The organism is Streptomyces sp. 1-11, assembly GCF_007176755.1.
In the GTDB taxonomy this organism is placed as follows: Bacteria; Actinomycetota; Actinomycetes; order Streptomycetales; family Streptomycetaceae; genus Streptomyces.
On sequence record NZ_BJTV01000003.1, the window covers coordinates 502,704 to 522,677 of the forward strand.

Consider the following 19,974-nt stretch of genomic DNA (forward strand, 5'->3'; position numbering starts at 1 on the left):
CGTGCGCGTGGCGGTGCCGTTCGCTGTGCCACCGGGTGATCGCGCGCGCGTGTGCCGCACGACGGCGGCCCCTCCCGTCCGGCTCGTCCGTTTCCGGCTTCCGGTGCGGTGGCGCTCGCGTCGTGTCAGGCGGAGAGGAGGAAGGCGGCGGCGGGCGGGCCGCGCCGGATCACCGTGTGCTGGAGTGCGGTGGTGTGCGGGGCGGGCGGTTCGTCGCGGGCGGCCCGCCGGGTGCGCGGGCGCGGCTCGGCCGCGGGCAGCAGCCCGGCGCACAGGGCGCGGGTCAGCGCGAGCGCCGCGCGCAGGGAACGCACGAGCGCCCCCTCGGTGACTCCGTGCGCCGACAGCTCGATCAGCCGGAGCACGGCCAGGTCGCCCCGGCGCAGCAGCCAGCCGGCGGCGACGGCCGCGAGGACGTGGCCGAGGACCATCGGCAGGGAGGGCAGCAGCGACGCGGGCGAGCCGCCGGAGCCGGCGGCCATGTGGTGCATGGCCGGCATGGCGCCCACGGGCCGGCCCGAGGAGTCGATGAGATGCGCGTCGAGCAGGAGCCGGTAGGCGTGCCCGGGGGTGAGCGCCGACGCGCTGGACCCGCACAGCAGCCGGGCGGCCCGTTCGACGAGCACGCCGTCGCTGTCCGGCGTGGTCATCGGGCCCATGGACATCGTGCCCGCGGTCCCGTGCTGGCCCAGTCCGAACAGCGTGTGCAGCACGGTCTGGCCGAGCGCGAGGAGTGCGGCGATGCCGGGCAGCGAGCGGACGCGCCCGGCGAGCGGTGCCACGAGCAGCAGGGAGCCCGCGAATCCCGCGCCGAGCGTCCACAGGGGCACGGACGCGCAGGAGGCCATGGTGTGCCCGGCCGCGGCCAGCACGACGCAGACCGCGGCGAACACCGCGGCCCGTAGCATCCGGAGCCCGGCTCCGTGGCGTGCCGTGCGGGGGTGGGGGGCAGTCATGGCGGGGTCATCATCGCACTCGACCCGCCCGCGCCCCGCGGCAGGTCGCCCGATTCGGTCACCGTGCCGACGCCGCCGGAGTGACCGGAAGATCCCCTTCCGTCGGAACCCGATCTTCCGTACATAGTCCCCGTACGCGGCGCGCCGTCCGTACGGGCGGCGTCATGAGAACTGCGTGCTTACGGCCGGGCACGCGCGGCAATACGTAACGGTATGTCGAGCCGCGGCCGGGAGGCTGGAGCATGAGCATCTGGTGGTCACTCCATCTGCGCCGCGAGGCCGCTAGCGTCCCGCTCGCCCGCCGTCTGTTCATCGGCACCATGGAGACCGCGGGCGTCGACCCGGACGTCTCCTACGACCTGTCCGTGGCCCTCAGCGAGGCCTGCGCGAACGCCGTCGAGCACGGCGGGGACGGCACGCACGCGGGCTGCTCGGAGGCGTACCGGGTGACCGCCTACCTCGACGGCGAGAAGTGCCGGATCGAAGTGGCCGATTCCGGGCCCGGCTTCACCCCGTTCCAGGACGTGAGGCCCGTGCGCTCCGACGCGGAGCACGGCCGCGGGCTCTGTCTGATCAGGGAGCTCGCCGACCACGTGCACATCGGCGGCAAACCCGGCCGGGGCGGGACCGTGGTCAGCTTCGACAAGATCCTCAAGTGGAAGAAGGACCCCTCCCTGCTCACGGCGTGATCGCGGCCGGTGCGGCCGTGGGCCTTCCGCACGGCCGAGGGCCGGGCACCCGCGCGGGTGCCCGGCCCTCGGTGCGGCTCGTGAGCGCGATCAGCCCTTCAGGGACGCCATCCACGCCTCGACCTCGTCGGAGCGGCGCGGCAGGCCCGCCGAGAGGTTCCGGTTGCCGTCCTCGGTGACGAGGATGTCGTCCTCGATGCGGACGCCGATGCCCCGGTACTCCTCCGGGACGGTCAGGTCGTCGGCCTGGAAGTACAGGCCCGGCTCGACCGTGAGGACCATGCCCGGCTCCAGGGTGCCCTCGACGTACGTCTCGGTGCGCGCGGCGGCGCAGTCGTGGACGTCCATGCCGAGCATGTGACCCGTGCCGTGCAGCGTCCAGCGGCGCTGCAGGCCCAGCTCCAGGACACGCTCGACCGGGCCCTCGACCAGACCCCACTCGACGAGCCGCTCGGCGAGCACGTGCTGGGCGGCGTCGTGGAAGTCCCGGTACTTGGCGCCCGGCCGCACCGCCGCGATGCCGGCCTCCTGGGCCTCGTACACGGCGTCGTAGATCTTCTTCTGGATCTCGCTGTACGTGCCGTTGACGGGCAGCGTGCGCGTGACGTCGGCGGTGTACAGCGTGTGCGTCTCCACACCGGCGTCCAGCAGGAGCAGGTCGCCGGAGCGCACCGGGCCGTCGTTGCGCACCCAGTGCAGCGTGCAGGCGTGCGGGCCGGCCGCGCAGATGGAGCCGTAGCCGATGTCGTTGCCCTCGACCCGCGCGCGGAGGAAGAACGTGCCCTCGATGTAGCGCTCGCTCGTCGCCTCGGCCTTGTCGAGGACCTTCACGACGTCCTCGAAGCCGCGGACCGTGGAGTCGACGGCCTTCTGCAGCTCGCCGATCTCGAACTCGTCCTTGACCAGCCGCGCCTCGGAGAGGAAGACGCGCAGCTCCTCGTCGCGCTCGGCGGTGACCTTGTCGGTCAGCGCGGCCTCGATGCCCGCGTCGTGGCCGCGCACGACCCGCACCGGGCCGGTGGCCTCGCGGAGCCGGTCGGCCAGCTCGCGCACGTCGGCGGCCGGGATGCCGTACAGCGCCTCGGACTCGGTGAGCGAGTGGCGGCGGCCCACCCACAGCTCGCCCTGGCCGGACAGCCAGAACTCGCCGTTCTCGCGGTCCGAGCGGGGCAGGAGGTAGATCGTCTCCTTGTGCCCGTCGGCGGTGGGCTCCAGGACGAGGACGCCGTCCTCGGTCTGGTTGCCGGTGAGATAGGCGTACTCGACGGAGGCGCGGAAGGCGTACTCCGTGTCGTTCGAGCGGGTCTTCAGGTTGCCCGCGGGGACGACCAGACGCTCGCCGGGGAAGCGCGCGGAGAGCGCGGCACGGCGGCGCGCGGTCTCGGCGGCCTGCGGGACCGGCCGCAGGTCACGCATCTCCGTGTCGGCCCACCCGGACTTCATGTTCTCGGCCAGCTCGTCGGAGACGCCCGGGTACAGGCCGTTCTTCCGCTGCTTGATGGGCTCCTCGGCCTCGGCTTCCGGACCCGCTGCGGTAGCAGCCTCGTCGGGGACAGCCGGGTTGAGCTCGTCGGCCACGTGATCCTCCTCGATACGCCATGTGATCTCCCCCGGGGCCCGCGACGCTCCGCTTGTGGCCGAGCGGGGACCTCCATCATCGTACGGTCGCACCGCGGGCGGACCCGGGCCGGAACACCTGTTATGGCCGGTCATGCCAGACGGCTCGCGGCCGGTCACGGCGGGTGGTCGGCCGCGAGCCGGGGCCCGCCGAAGCGGGCGGCCGACGGGGCTCAGTCGAAGCGGGCGGCCAGCAGGACCACGTCCTCCGGGCTGTCCGCCGTGTCCCGGCCGTCCGGCAGGACGGTGCGCAGCACGTGGTCGGCGACCGCCTCGGGGTCGTGTCGCAGCGCGCGCGGGACGCTCGCGGCCGCCGCGTGCAGCCGGGCGAAGGCGCGGTCCATCGGGTCGCCGGTGCGGTGCAGCAGCCCGTCGGTGTAGAGCAGGACGGTGTCGCCCGCCTCGGCCTGGACCTCCACGCTGGGCGCCTCCCAGCAGGCGAGCATGCCGAGCGGCGCGGAGACGGAGGTCTCGGCGAACTCGGTGCGCCGTTCGCCGATCAGCAGCGGCGGGCTGTGTCCGGCGCCGGCCAGGGTGACGCGGCGCAGCGCCGGTTCACAGTAGGCGAACAGCGCGGTGGCCGAGCGCGCGGGCTCGGTCAGCCGCAGCAGCAGTTCGAGGTCGGACAGCACGGCGACCGGGTCCTCGCCCTCCATCACGGCGTAGGCCCGCAGGGAGGCGCGCAGCCGGCCCATGGCGGCCACCGCGCTGGGCCCGGAGCCGGTGACGGAGCCGACGGACAGGCCCAGGGCGGCGTCGGGCAGCGGCAGCGCGTCGTACCAGTCGCCGCCGCCGCGCGGGGAGGTGCGGTGGCGGGCGGCGAGCTGGACACCGGCCATCCGGGGCAGCCGGGACGGGAGCAGTTCCTCGGTGATGGTCGCCATGCGCGCGCGTGTGCGCTCCACTTCCAGCAGCCGGGCCAGGTGCTCGCAGGCGTGGCGGACGTACAGGCCGGCCAGGTGGCGGCGGCGCTCGTCCGGTTCCGCGGGCTCGTCGTAGAGCCAGCCGACGGCGCCGAGGTGACCGGCGGACTCCGTGGACAGCGGCAGGGCGTAGCTGGCGGCGTAGCCGAGGCGGGCGGCCACCTCGCGGTGGCGGGGGTCAAGGCCGTCCTCGGCGAAGAGGTCCGGGTGGGCGATGCCGTCGTGCGCGCCGGCGCTCCGGCCCGCGTCGAGGAAGGCGCCGTGCGGGAGGGCCTCGCGGGGCACGGTCTCCAGGTGGCCGAGATCGGCGCGGCCGAGACCGAGTCCGGCGGTGGTGCGGGGGCCCAGTCCGTCGCCGGGTTCCAGGGCGACCAGGCCGCGGCGGGCGCCCACGAGGGCGCAGCCGGCGCTCAGCAGTTCCTGCAGGGCGGGTTCGAGCGCGTTCGTCGCGGACAGGCGTTCGGTCAGTTCGTGGAGGGTCGTCAGATCCGAGACCCAGCCGGCCAGCCGGTCCTGGAGCAGCGTGCCGGGGTCGGGGCCGCCGGGGGCGGGGGCGTTCCTGACCGGAAGCGTGGTCTCCGGGGCGTGGGCGGCCTCCGGGGCGGGCGGTGCGGGCGCGACAGTGTGTGCGGGAGTGGGAACCGTTGAATCGATTCCAGCCACTTTCGGGGGATGGGGGGCGCTCATGGCGTCCGGCCTTCAGACCGGTGCGTATTGCTCAGAAGCATCGCAAACCCCCATGTCATTCTGCACCGCTAGCAGTGTCTCCACATGTACACGCACTCGTGAGGGGATGTCCAGCATTGTCCTGCGGGGATTCCTGGTGTCCATGGGTTTGAAGTGGCTTTCTCTCGAAACCCTTGCCTTACTGCCAAGTTGGCCTAAAACTGCCTCGGGTGACGGCTCGCTGCGGTCGACTGGCGGTGCTCCACGGAGCGTCACAACGGTCGTGATGGGTACGTACTCGATGAAGGCCAGGGGTGGTTGGGGGCCACCCGGAACCTGGCGCCGGACCCGGACGTCATAACCACCGACGGCCGAGCCCCATCCTCCCGTGGCGGAGGCGGAGAGAACCACGCGCGACAGCAAAACGCCAGACTTCGCCACCCCCGCGCCGCGCCCGTGCTTCCGGTGGACGCACCGAGGACGCGGCCGACGACCGACCCCTGGGGTCCCCCTGCCGTGCGCAGGGGTGTGATGCGCCAACAGGTACGCACAGTGCAGTGATCGACACATGGTGTGATGTGGTCCACGGTGTTGCCAGCGGTGCAACGGAAAGGAACGAGCGCTCATGCGCGAGATCCTCGGAAGGCGACGCAGGCTCCTGTCCAGGCGGAACGACGGGAGGCCTGAGCCGATCGACGCGGCCCTGACCTTCGCGACGGAATGGCAGTGGCCGGTACTCCCGGGTGTGGCCCCGGACCCGCAGGGCCGGGCCCGCTGTGCCTGCCCGGACCCGGAGTGCACGGTGCCCGGCGCCCACCCCTTCGACCCCGGTCTGCTCGCGGCCTCCACCGACGCGCGCATGGTGCGCTGGTGGTGGACCAACCGGCCGGGCGCGCCGATCGTCCTCGCCACCGGCGGCAAGGCGCCCTGCGCGGTCAGCCTTCCGGCGTCCGCGGCGGCCCGCGCCCTCGACCTGCTCGACCGGCGGGGCATGCGGCTCGGCCCGGTGGTCGCCTCGCCCACCCGCTGGGCGGTGCTGGTCAAGCCGTACTCCATGGAACAGCTCGGCGAACTGCTCTACGCCCGGGACTTCGTGCCCGGTTCGCTGCGCTTCCACGGCGAGGGCGGCTATCTCGCCCTGCCGCCGTCCGAGACCGGCCAGGGCGCAGTCCGCTGGGAGCGGGCCCCGCTGCCCGGTTCGGCCTCGCCCTGGGTGCCCGACGTGGAGGCCGTGGTGGACGGTGTGGTCGACGCGCTCACTCGTACGGGTGTGAGCGCGCCCGAGTTGTAGGAGTGTCCGGCGCGGACGCGACCCCGGTCCGCCGGCGGTCGTTATCTTCCGCTACATGCTGCGCATTTCAGGGGGCAACGGCACGCGGTCGCCGCACCGCGGCGGGCCGGACTCCCGAAGGCTTCGTCTGCTCGCCCTCGCGGGCATCGTGGTGGCCGTGCTCGCGCTGCCGCTGGCGGTGGCGTCCACGGGGCAGGCGGGCGACGCCGCGGCGCCCCGGCGGGCGGGCGGCCGGGCCGTCGCCGGCGTGCCCGCGGGCGGCGACGGGAAGGTTCCGTCCGCCGCCCCCTCGCGCTCGCCCCTGCTGCTCGGCCTGGGGCTGGCCACCGCCGTCCGCTGCGGTCCGGAACTCTCCTCCGCGGACGGCGTCGAGGCGCAGACCTGTGTGATGACCCAGGGCGAGGACACCTGGGCGCGCACCTATTACCGCAATGCCACCGGCGAGGCCGTGGATCCCGTGCTGAGCATCATGGGGCCCGGCGAACGGACCGTGCAGATCCACTGCGCCGCCGGCGCGGACGACGAGCCCGCCACCTGCGAGACGCCCCGCGAGCACACCCGGGGCGCGCTGGACGCCTACACGGCCGTCACCGAGTTCGCCGTGCGCGGGTCGGACGAGCCGCTGCTCCTGCGTTCGGGCAGCAACTCCGAACTGGCAAAGGCGAGTTGACGCTTCGCGGCGAACTGTCCGGCGGACACGGACGCGGATGCGGACATGGAAAGGCCCGGTTGCTGGCGACGGGGGATGCACCAGCAACCGGGCTACTGGAACGGTAACAAGAGATCGGCGGTTCGCAAATTCGATCTCGGCTATTCGGACACCGATTCCACTGTCGCGGCGGTCAGTTGTGACAGGAGTCACCTGACGCCGGCACCCCTCCTGAGGCTGACCGGTCGGTCAGCCGCAGGAGGCGCGCCACGGCGCGTCAGCTCAGCGTGACCTGCCGGTTGGTCAGTCCGCCGCGGGCCCGGCGCTCCTCGGGCGTGAGCGGTTCCCCGGAGGCCAGGGCGGTGGCGAGCCGCTCGGCGAACTCGGCGGCCGGCTTCTCCACGTCCTCGGCCGTGACCCCGCTCGGCAGGTCCCAGACCGGCACCGTGAGCCCGTGAGCACGGAAGGAGCCCACCAGCCGGGTGCCCTCGCCGAGGCTGGACCGGCCCGCCGCGTGCAGCCGGGCGAGAGCGTCCAGAAGCTGCTCCTCCGGATGCGGCATGACCCAGCGCAGGTGGTTCTTCTCCGGGGTCTCGCACCAGTAGGCGGCGTCCACGCCGGACAGCTTCACGGTCGGGATGGCGGCGGCGTTGGCGCGCTCCAGGGAGGCGGCCACCTCCGGCGTGGCGTTCTCCGCGTCCGGCACCCAGAACTCGAAGCCGCTGTGCACGACCGGCTCGAACGCGCCTTCCGGGTCGAGCAGGTCCTGCAGTCTCGGGCCCTCGGCGGGCGCGCGGCGGCCCTCCACCGGCGAGCCCGGGTCCGCCTCGAGCGCCCGCTGGAGGGTGTCGGCGAGGTCGCGGCTGATGTCGCCGGAGGGCGTGTCGTTCTGCAGGCCGAGCAGGACCGAGCCGTCGTCGCGGCGCAGCGCCGGCCAGGCCATCGGCAGCACCGTGGCCAGCGTGACCGACGGGACGCCCTCGGGCAGGCCGCCGGCCAGGGGCAGTTCTACGGTGGCGGCCGGGACCAGCTCGCGCAGCGCCACCCAGTCGCACTCGCCGGGCAGCCCCTCGAACGGGCGGCGCACCAGCTCGGTCACGGCGTGCGCGGCGGCCCGGCCGTGGCACGCCTTGTAGCGCCGGCCGCTGCCGCAGGGGCAGGGCTCGCGGGCGCCGACCACCGGGATGTCCCCGTTTGCCTGCTGCGGGCGCTTGGCCTTCGTCTGGGGTCGCTTCTTGGCCATCGTGGGGTCTCCCGGTTACGGCTCGTCTCGTACGGGCGGGAGCCTAGTCGTTCGCGCCTTGACCCACGGGAACCTGTGGACAACGGACACGCGGGCGCCACCGACGGCGTACGGCCGCGGGCCCGCCGGCGGGCCGCTCGGGCCTCAGCCCAGTTCGTCGAGGGCGTCAGCGAAGTCGAGTTCGGCCATGGCCGGGACCGGGGAGGCCGTGACGCGCGTAGCGAAACCCCCGCGTCGGCACCCGGCGTCCGGATCATGGACGTCGTCGTGGACCACGACCCACACCGTCACCTCGCCCTGGACGTCGTCCCGGACGCCCCAGTCGTCGGCGAGCGCCGTGATGATGTTCAGCCCGCGGCCGCCGTGCGCGGTGACCGACGGAGTGGCCGGGGCCGGGCGGGTCGGGCCGCCGCCGTCCGTCACCTCGACGATGAGCCGGCCGCGCGCGTCCACCTTCCACGCGGCGCGCACGGCGCCGTCCCCGGCCGGGACGTCCCCGAGCGGCCGGCCGTGTTTGCAGGCATTGCTCAAGAGTTCGGAAAGGATCAGTACGGCGTCGTCGACGACCGACTCGGACACTCCGCCGCTGCGCAGTTGCGCACGCATGCGGTGTCTCGCCTTCCCCACGCCCGCAGGGCCATGGGGAACGGCCATGCTCGACGACGTGGGCACCTCCTGTGCCACCACCAACGCCACCCCCGAGACCTCCTTAGCCCCACGCCACGGTGTGGATGCCCCAATGGCCTGTACCGGAAACCGGCCAGTCCTCTTCCGCTGACGCATTCGCAACGACCGCACACGCGACGAACGCGCCGGAGCACTCCCTGTGACGAGTCGGTGACTCTGTGGCTGGATCTCATGGGTGTGGCCGAGAAGGGAGGATGCTGCAGCCCTCCGCCCGGGGTCAAGAGGTGCGCACCGGTCCTTACCCGGCTTTTGCGCCCCGCCGTGAGCGGTCGTAGCCGGGTCCTCGGGTTCCCTGTGCTCAGCGGCCCAGCCGGCTCAGCACCGCGCGCGGGCGGTTGGTGATGATGGCGTCGACACCCAGCCGGACGCACAGGTCGACGTCGGCGGGCTCGTTCACGGTCCAGACGTGGACCTGGTGACCGGCTCGTTTCAGCCGTTCCACATAGGCCGGGTGGCTGCGCAGGATGCGGATCGAGGGGCCCGCGATGCGCACGCCCGCCGGAAGTCGGCCGTCGCGCAGCCGGGGTGAGACGAACTGCATCAGGTAGACCGCCGGCAGCGTCGGCGCCGCGGCGTGCACCCGGTGCAGCGAGCGCGCCGAGAAGCTCATGATCCGGACCTGCGACTCGGCGGCCGTCGCGGGAGAGTCCAGTCCGAACCGTTTCAGCAGCTGCAGCAGCCGCTCCTCGACCTGGCCCGCCCAGCGCGTGGGGTGCTTGGTCTCGATGGCCAGCTCCACCCGCCGGCCGGAGTCCGCGACCAGTTCGAGCAGCCGCTCCAGGGTGAGCACGGAGGTGTCCGCCGGGTCCTCCGGCCGGTGCTCCCAGTCCGGTTCCTCGTCCCGTCCGTGCCAGGCTTCGCGGGTCTTCCAGGAGCCGAAGTCCAGCCCGGCCAGATCGGCCAGCTCCAGCGCGGACACGGCCCCGCGGCCGTTGGAGGTCCGGTTCACCCGCCGGTCGTGGACGCAGACCAGATGGCCGTCGGCGGTGAGGCGTACGTCGCACTCGAGGGCGTCCGCCCCGTCCTCGATCGCCTTCTTGTACGCGGCCAGGGTGTGCTCCGGCGCGTCCTCGGAGGCCCCCCGGTGGGCGACGACCTGGATGGTGTGCTGTGGTGCGTGGGTCACCGCGTCATGGTGCCACCGACGCGGGGTACACGGGGGCGGCGCGAGGCGGCGGCGGTCGCCCCGCGCGGCGAAGAGGCATCCGTTATGCGGGATCGCGAAACGTTTGCGAGAAAAATCCTATATAAAGAGTGGTCCTGGACCCACAGCCACCGCTTATGGTGCTCTGACGGCCCGTGGGAAAAGCTGACTGCATACAAGAGGAACACCGAACCATGCAGCGCTGCCGCACCGGGCCCGTGCCGCCCGGGCGACCGGCGCGCACGCCACGACGGGCGTGCCTGAGCGAGTGTGTCCGAGTGCGACCTGGAACAACAGCCGTGGATCGAGGAGAAGAGCTGTGAGCACCGAGAACGAGGGCAACGCGGTACCCCCGGCCCCGTCCGCACCTCCCGTGCCGGTGGCATCTCCCGCTGCTTCCCCGCAGGGCTCCGCGCCCGACGGGGGCTCGCCGACGGCTCCGCTGCCGCCGGTGCCCCAGGGCAGCCCGGCCGCCCCGGAGCAGCCCCCGGCGCCCGCGGCGCAGGCCCCCGTCGGCCCGCCGCAGGGCGCCCCCGACGCCCAGCAGCCCTACGGCGCACCCGGCGCCGGCGCCCAGCAGCCCTACGGGACCCCCGGCGCCCAGCAGCCCTACGGCGCACCCGGCGCCCACCAGGCGTACGGCGCCCCCGCGGCCGACGGCTCCTGGCCGCCGCCCACCGGCGCGCCCTCCTACGGCGACGGCGGCTCCGGCGGCGACGGCGCGGCCTGGGGCTCGTCCTACCAGCAGCAGCCCGCCCCCAAGCCCCGCAACGGGCGGGGCGGTCTGGTCGCCGCGGTCCTGGTGGCCGCGCTGGTCGCGGGCGGCCTCGGCGGCGGCATCGGCTACACCCTGGCCAGGGACAGCGACGGCTCCGGCTCCACCACCGTGTCCGCCTCCGACGGCGCCCAGATCAAGCGCGCCCCCGGCACCATCGCCAACGTGGCCTCCAAGGCGCTGCCCAGCACGGTCACCATCGAGGCGGAGAGCACCAGCGGCGAGGGCGGCACGGGCACCGGGTTCGTCTTCGACACCCAGGGCCACATCGTCACCAATAACCACGTGGTGGCCGACGCGGTGAACGGCGGCAAGCTCACCGCCACCTTCCCGAACGGCAGGAAGTACGACGCCGAGGTCGTCGGGCACGCCCAGGGGTACGACGTCGCCGTCATCAAGCTCAAGAACGCCCCCTCCGACCTCAAGCCGCTCGCCCTCGGCGACTCCGACAAGGTGGCCGTCGGCGACGAGACCATCGCCATCGGCGCCCCCTTCGGGCTGTCCAACACGGTCACCACGGGCATCATCAGCGCCAAGAACCGCCCGGTGGCCTCCAGCGACGGCAGCTCCTCCAGCAAGGCGTCCTACATGAGCGCCCTGCAGACCGACGCGTCGATCAACCCCGGCAACTCGGGCGGCCCGCTGCTGAACGCCGGCGGCGCGGTGATCGGCATCAACTCGGCGATCCAGTCCACCGGCAGCGGCGGCGGCTTCGGCTCCGGCCAGTCCGGGTCGATCGGCCTCGGCTTCGCCATCCCGATCAACCAGGCCAAGTACGTCGCCCAGCAGCTGATCAAGTCCGGCAAGCCGGTGTACGCCAAGATCGGCGCCTCCGTCTCCCTGGAGGACTCCACGTCCGGTGCGAAGATCACCGACCAGGGCGCGGCCGGTTCCGCCGCGGTCGAGTCCGGCGGCCCCGCCGACAAGGCCGGCCTGAAGCCCGGTGACGTCATCACCCGGCTCGACGACCACGTGATCGACAGCGGTCCCACCCTGATCGGCGAGATCTGGACCCACAAGCCCGGCGACAAGGTCTCGGTCACGTACAAGCGGGACGGCCAGGAGCACACGGTCGACCTCACCCTCGGCTCCCGGGCGGGCGACAGCTGACGTCCCGCGCGTCGGGTGCCGCGCGCGAACCCGCGGCACCCCTGTGTACCCACGGCCGCGCGCCGGGCCGGTAATGTGTACGCGCGCCGCCGATCACGGGCGGCCGCGGGGAGGCGTGCCCGAGCGGCCTAAGGGAACGGTCTTGAAAACCGTCGTGGCAGCGATGTCACCGTGGGTTCAAATCCCACCGCCTCCGCACGATGAGCAGTGAGAACGGCCCCTGACCTGGTGAGTAGGTCAGGGGCCGTTCTCGCGGGCATCGTCCGCCAGCGACCGTTGTTCCCCGCTGTTCCCCGACCGAACGGGCACGGAAGGGGCACGCCTACCTACCGGCCGTCTCTAGACGGCAAGCAGCCCGGCGAGCATCAAAGCCGCGACCGCAGCGACGACCCGCGGTTTCCTCCAGCCCGGTCCCGAAGCCTGGCGGGTCAGCTCCCAGATGATCACCAGACTGCCACCGAGGCCCAGCGCGCTCCGCAGCAGGAACAGGGCGGTGTGCACAAGAGCCTCCAATAGCCTCCGAACGGTCTGGAAGGCTATCCCTGGTGACTGCATCTCCGGAAGAAGTCCATGATCCGGGCAACGTGCGCCCTGACTGGTGGGCTGACAGGATTTGAACCTGTGGCCTCCCTTATCAGGTCGATGACGGGGGTCTGTCAACGTCGACCAACCGCCCCTGCGCCTCGATCGATCGTTCATTGGGGTCCGGCCTCGGCCGCCGTCGTTCGCGCTTGTTGGTGTCAGCCGCTGGTGTCAGCCGCCGCGCGCGGTCTTGACAAGGGCTGCCCCGATCCGGCCAAAGGGAGGACTTAGCAGCCCATGCCCGCCTGGCCCCGGCCCGGTTGTGCCCGGAGTGCCTACGCTGGCACTGCTACAGAAGGGCGGTGCCATGGATGCTGACTCCCGGACCAGGGCCGCGATCGAGGAGCATTGGCGGGCCTCGGAAAGCGGGAACATCGAAGCTGAGCATGCCATTTACGCCACGGACGCGATCCTGGACTACCCGCAGTCAGGAGAGCGATTCCGGGGTCGCGCAACGATTTTGGCGCAGCGCGGCGGGCACCCGGCCGACCGGCATTTCACCGTCCAGCAGATCACGGGCCACGCGAATCTATGGGTGAGCGAATGCATCATCACCTACGACGGCGTGCCTTCGTACTCGGTGAGCATCATGAAATTCGCTGACCAGCACGTGGTGCACGAGACGCAGTACTTCGCCGACCCCTTCGGCGCGCCGACCTGGCGGGCCGCGCTCGCGGAGCCGATGCCTGGCCGAACCATCGCCGGAGCCTGATTCTCGGCCTCACTCGGCTGATCAGCCAGTCACTTTGTTAGCGGTTCTAAGCGCCTCCATGTCTGCGCTTCATCCTTCGCCGCAGCACAGGACTCCACAACAACCCACCACTCTCCCCAGCTCCCATCCCGTCCGCCGTCGACCCACACACCGTGGAGCAGGCGTGGTTCAGGGGCGTCAAGGTGGAGCGCGCCACTGTACGAACGACCTTGACGCCCCTGGGCCGCGTCTGCTCGGCTCTGCCTGGGTCGATGGTGGACGGGATGGGAACTCCCCGCGCACACCACTACGGGCCCGCGGTCGGCGACGGCGCCCCCTCCATCCCGGTGCCGGCCGATCCCCCGCCGGAGGCATCGTCTTAACCGTGGGCCGCTCTATGCGGTGATCGACTCATGGCCTCCGGCCCTATCCACATGTGGGCGCGCGTCGGCGCAGCGCGGGCGGAGCGGGCCGGAGGCAGGAGCGGCGCCCGCAGCGGAGCCGGGAAGCGCGCCCGGCGGAGCGGAGCGCAGCCGGGGCTTGATGAGGTAGAGAAACCTGTAACAGCTCTCGGCCTGGTGGCTCAGGAAGCAGTGCGGCTCAGGCAGAGGGCTGGTTGGTAGCCAGGAGTCGGCTGGTGAAGCCCTCGTGACGCAGCCGGTCGTAAGCCTCGAGTACGTCGTTCGGCACGGGCTGGCTGATCATGAATCCCTGCGCCGGGTAGATCAGCAGTCGCTGCAATGCCCCGACAAGCATGTCGATCACCAGGCGGGCGTCCCCGATGGAGTCGGCGTACTCCTCCAGCGTCATCGGGCTGGACGCGCTGACGATCTCGACTGCGGGCCACAGCTGGCGCGCGGTGGCGTAGGCCCGCCTCTCCTCGTACGGCTTGCTGATCAGCAAGACGGAGGACACGTCGACGCCGGCCTCTTCCAACAGCTCTCGGGAGAAGCGGATGTTCTCACCCGTGTTCCGCGCTCGTGGCTCCACGAGGACGGCTGAGTCAGGGACGCCAAGCTCAAGTGCGCGCTCTCGGTAGTGCACGGCTTCGCCTCGGGGCATGCGTTCCCGCGTCGTGGGGCTGGTGGCTCCCGTGAACACAAGCAGTGGAGCCATGCCGCGCTTGTAGAGGTCTACCGCCGTCTCGGCCACCCCCAGGTCGTGACTGCCCAGGCCGATGGCGACTGAACACGGCCGCGGGGTGTGGCCCATCTGGTGGTAGTCCCACAGGCGTCGAGTGTCGGCCCATGCCTGTGCAGAGATCATCACTGCCCCTTCTTATCCTTCGCCGAGTCGGGGACCTTGAAGTCGTACTCCCAGGCGAAGCGCGAAGCCGCGTGCACACCGATCGCGAACTCGACCACTGTGCCAGAGGCTGTGTAGGTCGTCCGGTGCAACTCGACCACGGTTCGCCCGGCGGGAGCTGCAGGAGCTTCACTTCATCGGGCGTGGGAGCTCTGGCGAACAGCTCTTCCTTCATGTGGTCGATCTCGAATCCCGCGTCATACAGCACCCGAAAGCCACCGCCGCGGCCGGCCGGTCCCGGAGTTGGGTCCACCAGCCGCGTGCCTTCGACGTGCTCGGGTCGGTAGCCCACAACCTGCCTTTTGATCTTCCGTGGCCGTGAGGCTCCTAGGCCTCGTGTTCCGCCAATCCCTGCTCGATCAGGGCGTTCATCCTGTCCTCCTCGCCGTCCAGCACCTTGGCCTAGTAGCGCTGGAGTACTGCGACGCTCTGTCCCGCACGGCGGGCCGTCTCGGCCAGGCTCACCCCCGAGCGGAGCCAGAACGACACGCACGCGTGCCGCAGGTCGTACGGGATGGCGGCCAGAGGAGAGGCGACCTGCGCGGGCGTGAGCGCCTTGCGGCGGGCCTCCTTCCACACAGCGCCGTACTCCTGTGATCGGACGGGACCGCCGCGCACGGCGCTGAACAACCGGCCGTCGGCCGTGGCACCGGACGCTTCGAGGTGATCCCGCAGGATGCCGACCGGCACGGGCGGGATGGGGACCGGGCGGTCCGCGCGGCGGGCACGGTGCTTCAACTGCCGCTCCTCGTACGGCTTGCCGTCGTTCGTCCATGCCGACCCGACCTGTGGCCGTGCGCCGGCGAGCATGAGACGCCCCCACCCCTTCGATGGGAGGTCGCATTGATCGGCGCTGAGCATGGACACCTCCTCGGGCCGCATCGCTGCGTAGTAGATGCAGGCGAAGAACGCGACCAGCAGGGGCCTGGGTTGCTCGAAACGACTCTGCTCCGGGTCGCAGGTGGAGCAGAATCAGTCTGCGATCAGCGTGCAGACTGAGACTGCCTGAGGGGGGCGAGGGGTGGATCCGGAAGTAGTCGGACTCCTCACATCATCGTTGGGAGCACTCGTCGCATTGATGGCGAGTGATTCCTTTCGGCGCATCTTGAGATCGATCGTCCGCCGACCTCGCGAGACATCCCTGATCATCAAGGTGGGCGACAAGCGGGTGGAGTTGAGCGGACTGAAGGCCGCCGACGCTCAGGCAACCATTGCAAAGCTGCTCTCAGAGACAGCCGCAAAGGGCGCCGGGGCAACGGTTTCGGGCGATGACCAGTCACGTAAGCGCTCGCACGGCGCTGAGGCGGCGGCTGGGGGCCAAGCCGATGACTGAGAACATCACCGGCGCCACAGCTGCTGGGGTAACCGCTCAGTCCGGTACCACTGAGGAACAGGGGGCGCTCGGGGGCGCCGCCACGCCAGCCGTGACTACAGTGACGGCCCACTTCAAAATGGTCTTCCTCTGCGTGATGTCTATAACGCTGCTATGTCTGTTCGCGAGTCTTTACATAGGAGTCTTCGTCGAGAAGCCAACGGACGGCGCCAAGCAGGCAATGGACACCTGCCGCACTCTTGCGAACCTCGGCTTTGGTGCCATGGTCGGCTTGTTGGGTGGCAAGGCAGTGAACTAGCAGGGGCGGGCGCTCAACGCCTGCCCCGCTACTCACCGGACCTGTACGAGCGCTCCCGCTGGCCCATCATCGTCCTCCGGTTTGTTCCGGGCTGGCTCCCAGACGAGCCCGTCAACCCGTTCGGCGACCTCACTCCGGACCGTCGAGTAGTTCTTTCTATTCGTCGTAGTCCGTGCGTGGCGTACCTCGACCGATCGGTGTCGCGGAGAGCCATCCCTCCTCGGTCCAGGCGTCGCCGGCCCCTGCGCGTTCCGGGTCCTGCCGGGTGCGGTGGACCCGAAGCAGGTCTACAAGCTGTGAGGGTAGTCCGACCGTCCGTGCATCACCCCGCCGATAAGCCCTCGGCGCTGCCGGGAGGCAGCGGCAAGATGGCCGCATGGTCGACGATGGGAACAAGGGCTTCAACCTGCCACGGGGCGCGACAGGCTTTTACCGGCCGAACGACGGTCCACTCCCCGAAACAGACCTGCGGGCTTTCCGAAGCGCTCTGTACGCAGCCGCCCGTACCGCCGGAGGCAGGGTCGGCCAGTTCGAGCCGCAGGCGTACCCCCGCACGTTCCACACCGCGTCGGTCATCGATGACATGGGCGAGTGGACCCTTCTCTGCCACATGCATCACCCCTGGATCGCGTTCGCTCAGGAACGCGGGGACTGGTACAGCGAGGAGTTCGTCGCACCGCCGTCCTGGGCCGGCGCCTTCGCGCACGCCGGATTCGTAGTACTTGATCATGAACGGCTCACCACACCTCTTTCCGACGTGGACACCTCGGGGCTTACATCGGGCGAGTGGCGTGAAATCCGCTTCTACGGCGTCACCACGTTGGGCGGGGTGCTCTTCAATGCGTGGGACTGATGAGGCGCACCGGACGCCGGCCGCTGTGCGGCCCCCTGGGGCTCACGCCGGGAGGTTCAGCTGCCAGGAGACGCCGAAGCGGTCGTTGACCCAGCCGAACTTCGTGCTGAAGCCGTGGTTTCCCAGGGGCATGAGCGCGGAGCCCTGCTCGACGAGGGCCGCGTAGAGGCGGTCGATCTCGGCCTCGTCCGCGCACTGCACGAAGAGCGAGACGGCCGGCGTGAAGGTGAAGCCGTGCTTCACCGGGCTGTCGATGCACATGAACTGTTCGCCGGCGAGCGAGAACGTCGCGTGCTGCACGCTCCCGTCAGCGCCGGGGCCGTCGGCGCCGTAACGGGTGATGCTGACGATCTCGGCGTCGTCGAAGAGCGAGGTGTAGAAGGTCATCGCTTCCTCGGCGTTCCCCTCGAACATCAGGAACGTGGTGATCCTCTGTGACGTCACGATCTCCATGCCGCACGCTCCTCGGGCGCTGTCGGGCTGTCCATGCGTGGCCACGTTAGCGGCGATACCCGCCCGTGCCCCGCAAACACAGGGACCGGGCGTTCACCCCCCGTCCGCGTACTCCTCCGGCCGGCGCCCGCCGAGCGCCTCGATCCAGCCCTCGGGGACGGCCTCGGCGAAACGGCGCACACGGCCCCCGAAGCACCCCGAGAATCTGCCGCATGCGCAGCTACCGAACCCTGTTCCGCACTCCGGAGTTCACCCCGTTCCTGCTCTCCTTCGCCGCCTCCGCCGCGGCCCAGACGATCGGCTCCCTGGCCCTCGGCACGCTGGTCTTCCGGGCCACGGGCTCCCCGCTCCTGGCGGCGGTGAGCATGTTCGGCCCGCAGCTCGCGCAGTTGGCGGGGGCCACGTTCCTGCTCTCGGGCGCCGACCGGCTGCCTCCGCGCGCGATCCTGACCGGGCTCTCCCTCGCCTTCGCGGCCGGTACGGCGGTGCTGGCGCTGCCCGGGCTGCCGGTCCGGGCGGTGCTCGCCGTCGTACTGCTGCAGGGCCTGGTCGCGTCGCTGGGCGGGGGAGTGCGCGGCGGACTGCTGAACGACATCCTGACCAAGGACGGCTACGTCCTCGGCCGCTCGGTCTACAACATGCTCTGGGGCCTGACCCAGGTCGCCGGTTTCGCGGCGGGCGGCGCGCTGCTGGCACTGCTGTCCCCGCGCGCCTGCCTGCTCCTCGCGGCGGCGCTGTACCTGGTGTCGGCGCTCGGCTGCCGCCTGGGTCTCACGGCCCGGCCGCCGCGCGCCGCCGGCCGCCCGTCCTTCTCGGCGACCTGGCGCACCAACGCCCTCCTGTGGTCCTCCCGCTCCCGCCGCCTCACCTACCTGGGCCTGTGGGTCCCCAACGGCCTGGTGGTCGGCAGCGATTCGCTGTACGTCTCCTACGCCCCCGAAGCCGCCGGCACGCTGTACGCCTGCGGCGCGCTGGGCATGTTCCTGGGCGACATGGCGGTGGGCCGGCTGGTGCCGCCCGCGGTGCGCAACCGGCTCGCGACCCCGTTGCGCCTGCTGCTGGCGGCGCCCTACCTGTTCTTCGTCCTGCGGCCCGGGGTGGCGCTGTCGGCCGTCGCCGCCGCCGTGGCCTCCGTCGGTTTCGCCGCGAGCCTGGTGCTGCAGGAGCGGCTGATGTCCCTCACCCCCGACGACCTCACCGGCCAGGCCCTCGGCCTGCACGCCACCGGCATGGCCGCTCTGCAGGGCGTCGGCGCCGCCCTCGCCGGCACGCTGGCCCAACTGACGTCACCGGCGGCGGCGATGACGCTCATGGCGGCCGGATCGATCGCCGTGACCCTGGTCCTCGCGGCACTGGGCAGGCGGGAGCGGCGCCACCCGGCCGCCCCCGGTACGCGCTCGGACGGCCTTCCACTGCCCACGGCCACCGACCAGGCATGACACAGGAGGTCACAGGAGGTCCGGGCCTCGCTCGGCCGCTTCCGGCCCGGTCTGGGCCCGCCGGGTCGGGCCCGGTCGGCCGGTACCGGACCAGCAGGGGCCGGCCCGGCCCCGTCTTCAGGGCCGGTGCCCCGTCATGCGGGCCGCCGAGGCGATCGTCGCGCGGGCCTCGCGCTCGGTCAGGCCGGTGTCGAGGGCCGCTTCGAGCAGCGGGGACAGCAGGGCCGGCCCGATGCCGTTCTCGTAGGCGCGGCAGGCCGCCCAGAACAGGCGGGTGTTGCGCTGGCCCTCGTGCGCGGTGAGCACGAAGTGGACCAGGCCCCGGCCGTGGTCGCCCGCCGGCGGCGGCGCCGGGTGCGTGGCGCGCTGCGGGGGCAGGAGCAGGCGCAGCAGGGCCGTCGGACAGGCCGCGGGGGCCAGGTGGGCGGTCCCGGGCGCGGACGCGTACACGCCGTGGTCCGTGCGGGATCCCGGGCCGACGAGGTAGCCGCCGGCGCCCCGGATGTCGATGCCGGGGGCGAGCCGGCCGGCGGAGTTGGGGACGACGACGTCCGGCGGCCCGGTCAGCCACAGGTGACGGCCGCCGCTCGGGGTGGTCACCACGACCGTCTCCGGGATCGTGAACAGGTGCCGCAGCGCCAGTTCCCGCAGCGCCGCCGAGGAGTCGGTGCCGGTCTTGGTGTCCAGGTCGACGCCGATGAGGTGGTGCGGGGCCAGCCCGCAGGCGATGCCGTAGCCGCCGGCCCAGGGCGCGGCGGCGAACAGTTCGCGGATGCGGGTGGGGTCGGTGGAGGCGTCGTACACACCGTGGCCGAAGCGGCCGCACTCACCGTGGCAGGGGGTGGGCCGGGGGTCGTCGTGGTGGGGGGAGCGCAGGGCCGGGAGCTTGTTCCGGGACAGCGGAATGACGGCCAGGCCGCGCTCGGCGGCTGACAGGGCGTGTGCGAGGGCCAGCGTCGTGGCCTGCCGGTCGGTGGTGGCCATGGATCCATGTTCGTACGTACGTTCGAAAAAAGGAAGAGGGGGCCGGTCGTGCGCGCCGGAGGCGCGGTTCGCCGGTGGCGCGAAGCGGTGAAAGGTGGCGAAGGGGGTTTATCGACTTGTCATCACGCTTGCGTGCGAATGAGGCTTCAAGGAGGGTTCGCCCGGATCCGGCTGGCAAGTCTGGAGGTGCAAGCCGTACTTCACGAAACCGCCGGCCGTCTCGGCCGGCAGGCGACCGGTCCTGGAGGGACGACATGGCAAGTATCCGTACCGCCGCCCGCTTCGG

Annotated in this window: 19 protein-coding genes, 1 tRNA gene and 1 pseudogene; 9 read left to right on the forward strand and 12 right to left on the reverse strand. The window is 71.7% G+C overall.

Going from position 1 to position 19,974, the window contains the following annotated elements:
- Window positions 1–125: 125 nt before the first annotated feature.
- Window positions 126–956, reverse strand: coding sequence for a hypothetical protein (locus TNCT1_RS09340; RefSeq protein ID WP_174266205.1), 831 nt, complete (start codon window positions 954–956; stop codon window positions 126–128).
- A gap of 242 nt (window positions 957–1,198) precedes the next feature.
- Between TNCT1_RS09340 and TNCT1_RS09345 the strand changes: the two genes are divergently transcribed.
- Window positions 1,199–1,645, forward strand: coding sequence for an ATP-binding protein (locus TNCT1_RS09345; protein ID WP_143630342.1), 447 nt, complete (start codon window positions 1,199–1,201; stop codon window positions 1,643–1,645).
- A gap of 90 nt (window positions 1,646–1,735) precedes the next feature.
- Here TNCT1_RS09345 and TNCT1_RS09350 read toward each other — a convergent pair whose 3' ends face one another.
- A complete protein-coding gene (locus tag TNCT1_RS09350; RefSeq protein WP_143630344.1) occupies window positions 1,736–3,223 on the reverse strand; it encodes an aminopeptidase P family protein in 1,488 nt (495 codons plus the stop codon).
- Window positions 3,224–3,435: 212 nt separating this feature from the next.
- Window positions 3,436–4,872 (reverse strand): PP2C family protein-serine/threonine phosphatase, encoded by a 1,437-nt coding sequence (locus TNCT1_RS09355; protein ID WP_143630347.1) that lies wholly within the window; start codon window positions 4,870–4,872, stop codon window positions 3,436–3,438.
- A gap of 604 nt (window positions 4,873–5,476) precedes the next feature.
- Here TNCT1_RS09355 and TNCT1_RS09360 point away from each other — a divergent pair.
- Complete coding sequence (locus TNCT1_RS09360) at window positions 5,477–6,142, forward strand: bifunctional DNA primase/polymerase (RefSeq protein ID WP_143630349.1); 666 nt, start codon at window positions 5,477–5,479, stop codon at window positions 6,140–6,142.
- 55 nt (window positions 6,143–6,197) lie between these two features.
- Window positions 6,198–6,812 carry a hypothetical protein gene (locus tag TNCT1_RS09365; protein WP_235902443.1) on the forward strand — a complete coding sequence of 205 codons (615 nt, stop codon included), beginning with the start codon at window positions 6,198–6,200 and terminating at the stop codon, window positions 6,810–6,812.
- A 256-nt stretch (window positions 6,813–7,068) separates the two neighbouring features.
- Here TNCT1_RS09365 and TNCT1_RS09370 read toward each other — a convergent pair whose 3' ends face one another.
- The 3 genes from TNCT1_RS09370 to TNCT1_RS09380 form a co-directional block, all read right to left on the reverse strand.
- Window positions 7,069–8,034, reverse strand: a complete 966-nt coding sequence (locus TNCT1_RS09370) for a DUF5926 family protein (protein WP_143630351.1) — start codon at window positions 8,032–8,034, stop codon at window positions 7,069–7,071.
- Window positions 8,035–8,178: 144 nt separating this feature from the next.
- Window positions 8,179–8,817: an ATP-binding protein gene (locus TNCT1_RS09375; protein ID WP_143630353.1), complete on the reverse strand. Its 639-nt coding sequence runs from the start codon at window positions 8,815–8,817 to the stop codon at window positions 8,179–8,181.
- Between the two features lie 202 nt (window positions 8,818–9,019).
- The gene (locus TNCT1_RS09380; protein ID WP_143630355.1) at window positions 9,020–9,847 is read right to left on the reverse strand and encodes a glycerophosphodiester phosphodiesterase; all 828 of its coding nucleotides are present in this window, start codon (window positions 9,845–9,847) and stop codon (window positions 9,020–9,022) included.
- 337 nt (window positions 9,848–10,184) lie between these two features.
- On the opposite strand from TNCT1_RS09380, the gene TNCT1_RS09390 reads away from it, so the two are divergent.
- Both TNCT1_RS09390 and TNCT1_RS09395 read left to right on the forward strand, forming a co-directional pair.
- Window positions 10,185–11,750 carry a S1C family serine protease gene (locus TNCT1_RS09390; protein WP_143630357.1) on the forward strand — a complete coding sequence of 522 codons (1,566 nt, stop codon included), beginning with the start codon at window positions 10,185–10,187 and terminating at the stop codon, window positions 11,748–11,750.
- A gap of 109 nt (window positions 11,751–11,859) precedes the next feature.
- Window positions 11,860–11,946, forward strand: a tRNA-Ser gene (locus TNCT1_RS09395).
- Between the two features lie 143 nt (window positions 11,947–12,089).
- On the opposite strand, the gene TNCT1_RS35500 is transcribed toward TNCT1_RS09395, so the two are convergent.
- Entirely contained in the window at window positions 12,090–12,251 is a 162-nt protein-coding gene (locus TNCT1_RS35500) for a hypothetical protein (RefSeq protein ID WP_160160381.1), read from the reverse strand.
- A 388-nt stretch (window positions 12,252–12,639) separates the two neighbouring features.
- Here TNCT1_RS35500 and TNCT1_RS09400 point away from each other — a divergent pair, with 388 nt between their 5' ends.
- Window positions 12,640–13,044 (forward strand): nuclear transport factor 2 family protein, encoded by a 405-nt coding sequence (locus tag TNCT1_RS09400; protein WP_143630359.1) that lies wholly within the window; start codon window positions 12,640–12,642, stop codon window positions 13,042–13,044.
- Between the two features lie 579 nt (window positions 13,045–13,623).
- Here the strand turns inward: TNCT1_RS09400 and TNCT1_RS09405 are convergent.
- The 3 genes and pseudogenes from TNCT1_RS09405 to TNCT1_RS09415 form a co-directional block, all read right to left on the reverse strand.
- Window positions 13,624–14,289, reverse strand: coding sequence for a YdcF family protein (locus TNCT1_RS09405; RefSeq protein ID WP_143630361.1), 666 nt, complete (start codon window positions 14,287–14,289; stop codon window positions 13,624–13,626).
- Window positions 14,289–14,614, reverse strand: a pseudogene (locus TNCT1_RS36200) (UTRA domain-containing protein); the annotation flags it as partial. The gene TNCT1_RS09405 and the pseudogene TNCT1_RS36200, both read right to left, overlap by 1 nt.
- Before the next feature lie 116 nt (window positions 14,615–14,730).
- A complete protein-coding gene (locus TNCT1_RS09415; RefSeq protein WP_216856601.1) occupies window positions 14,731–15,138 on the reverse strand; it encodes a hypothetical protein in 408 nt (135 codons plus the stop codon).
- Between the two features lie 515 nt (window positions 15,139–15,653).
- Here TNCT1_RS09415 and TNCT1_RS09425 point away from each other — a divergent pair.
- Both TNCT1_RS09425 and TNCT1_RS09435 read left to right on the forward strand, forming a co-directional pair.
- Window positions 15,654–15,959, forward strand: a complete 306-nt coding sequence (locus tag TNCT1_RS09425) for a hypothetical protein (protein ID WP_143630365.1) — start codon at window positions 15,654–15,656, stop codon at window positions 15,957–15,959.
- A 376-nt stretch (window positions 15,960–16,335) separates the two neighbouring features.
- Window positions 16,336–16,812: a hypothetical protein gene (locus TNCT1_RS09435; protein WP_143630367.1), complete on the forward strand. Its 477-nt coding sequence runs from the start codon at window positions 16,336–16,338 to the stop codon at window positions 16,810–16,812.
- Window positions 16,813–16,854: 42 nt separating this feature from the next.
- On the opposite strand, the gene TNCT1_RS09440 is transcribed toward TNCT1_RS09435, so the two are convergent.
- Entirely contained in the window at window positions 16,855–17,265 is a 411-nt protein-coding gene (locus TNCT1_RS09440; RefSeq protein WP_143630368.1) for a VOC family protein, read from the reverse strand.
- Window positions 17,266–17,477: 212 nt separating this feature from the next.
- Here TNCT1_RS09440 and TNCT1_RS09445 point away from each other — a divergent pair, with 212 nt between their 5' ends.
- Window positions 17,478–18,704 (forward strand): MFS transporter, encoded by a 1,227-nt coding sequence (locus TNCT1_RS09445; protein ID WP_174266206.1) that lies wholly within the window; start codon window positions 17,478–17,480, stop codon window positions 18,702–18,704.
- Between the two features lie 117 nt (window positions 18,705–18,821).
- On the opposite strand, the gene TNCT1_RS09450 is transcribed toward TNCT1_RS09445, so the two are convergent.
- Complete coding sequence (locus TNCT1_RS09450) at window positions 18,822–19,688, reverse strand: bifunctional DNA primase/polymerase (RefSeq protein ID WP_143630370.1); 867 nt, start codon at window positions 19,686–19,688, stop codon at window positions 18,822–18,824.
- Window positions 19,689–19,974: the final 286 nt, after the last annotated feature.

Coding starts and splice junctions, on each gene's coding strand:
- TNCT1_RS09340 (WP_174266205.1), bottom strand. CDS start 956: ATGACTGCCCCCCACCCCCGCACGGCACGCCACGGAGCCGGGCTCCGG.
- TNCT1_RS09345 (WP_143630342.1), top strand. CDS start 1,199: ATGAGCATCTGGTGGTCACTCCATCTGCGCCGCGAGGCCGCTAGCGTC.
- TNCT1_RS09355 (WP_143630347.1), bottom strand. CDS start 4,872: ATGAGCGCCCCCCATCCCCCGAAAGTGGCTGGAATCGATTCAACGGTT.
- TNCT1_RS09360 (WP_143630349.1), top strand. CDS start 5,477: ATGCGCGAGATCCTCGGAAGGCGACGCAGGCTCCTGTCCAGGCGGAAC.
- TNCT1_RS09365 (WP_235902443.1), top strand. CDS start 6,198: ATGCTGCGCATTTCAGGGGGCAACGGCACGCGGTCGCCGCACCGCGGC.
- TNCT1_RS09370 (WP_143630351.1), bottom strand. CDS start 8,034: ATGGCCAAGAAGCGACCCCAGACGAAGGCCAAGCGCCCGCAGCAGGCA.
- TNCT1_RS09375 (WP_143630353.1), bottom strand. CDS start 8,817: ATGCGTCAGCGGAAGAGGACTGGCCGGTTTCCGGTACAGGCCATTGGG.
- TNCT1_RS09400 (WP_143630359.1), top strand. CDS start 12,640: ATGGATGCTGACTCCCGGACCAGGGCCGCGATCGAGGAGCATTGGCGG.
- TNCT1_RS09405 (WP_143630361.1), bottom strand. CDS start 14,289: ATGATCTCTGCACAGGCATGGGCCGACACTCGACGCCTGTGGGACTAC.
- TNCT1_RS09415 (WP_216856601.1), bottom strand. CDS start 15,138: ATGCTCGCCGGCGCACGGCCACAGGTCGGGTCGGCATGGACGAACGAC.
- TNCT1_RS09425 (WP_143630365.1), top strand. CDS start 15,654: ATGACTGAGAACATCACCGGCGCCACAGCTGCTGGGGTAACCGCTCAG.
- TNCT1_RS09435 (WP_143630367.1), top strand. CDS start 16,336: ATGGTCGACGATGGGAACAAGGGCTTCAACCTGCCACGGGGCGCGACA.
- TNCT1_RS09440 (WP_143630368.1), bottom strand. CDS start 17,265: ATGGAGATCGTGACGTCACAGAGGATCACCACGTTCCTGATGTTCGAG.
- TNCT1_RS09445 (WP_174266206.1), top strand. CDS start 17,478: ATGCGCAGCTACCGAACCCTGTTCCGCACTCCGGAGTTCACCCCGTTC.
- TNCT1_RS09450 (WP_143630370.1), bottom strand. CDS start 19,688: ATGGCCACCACCGACCGGCAGGCCACGACGCTGGCCCTCGCACACGCC.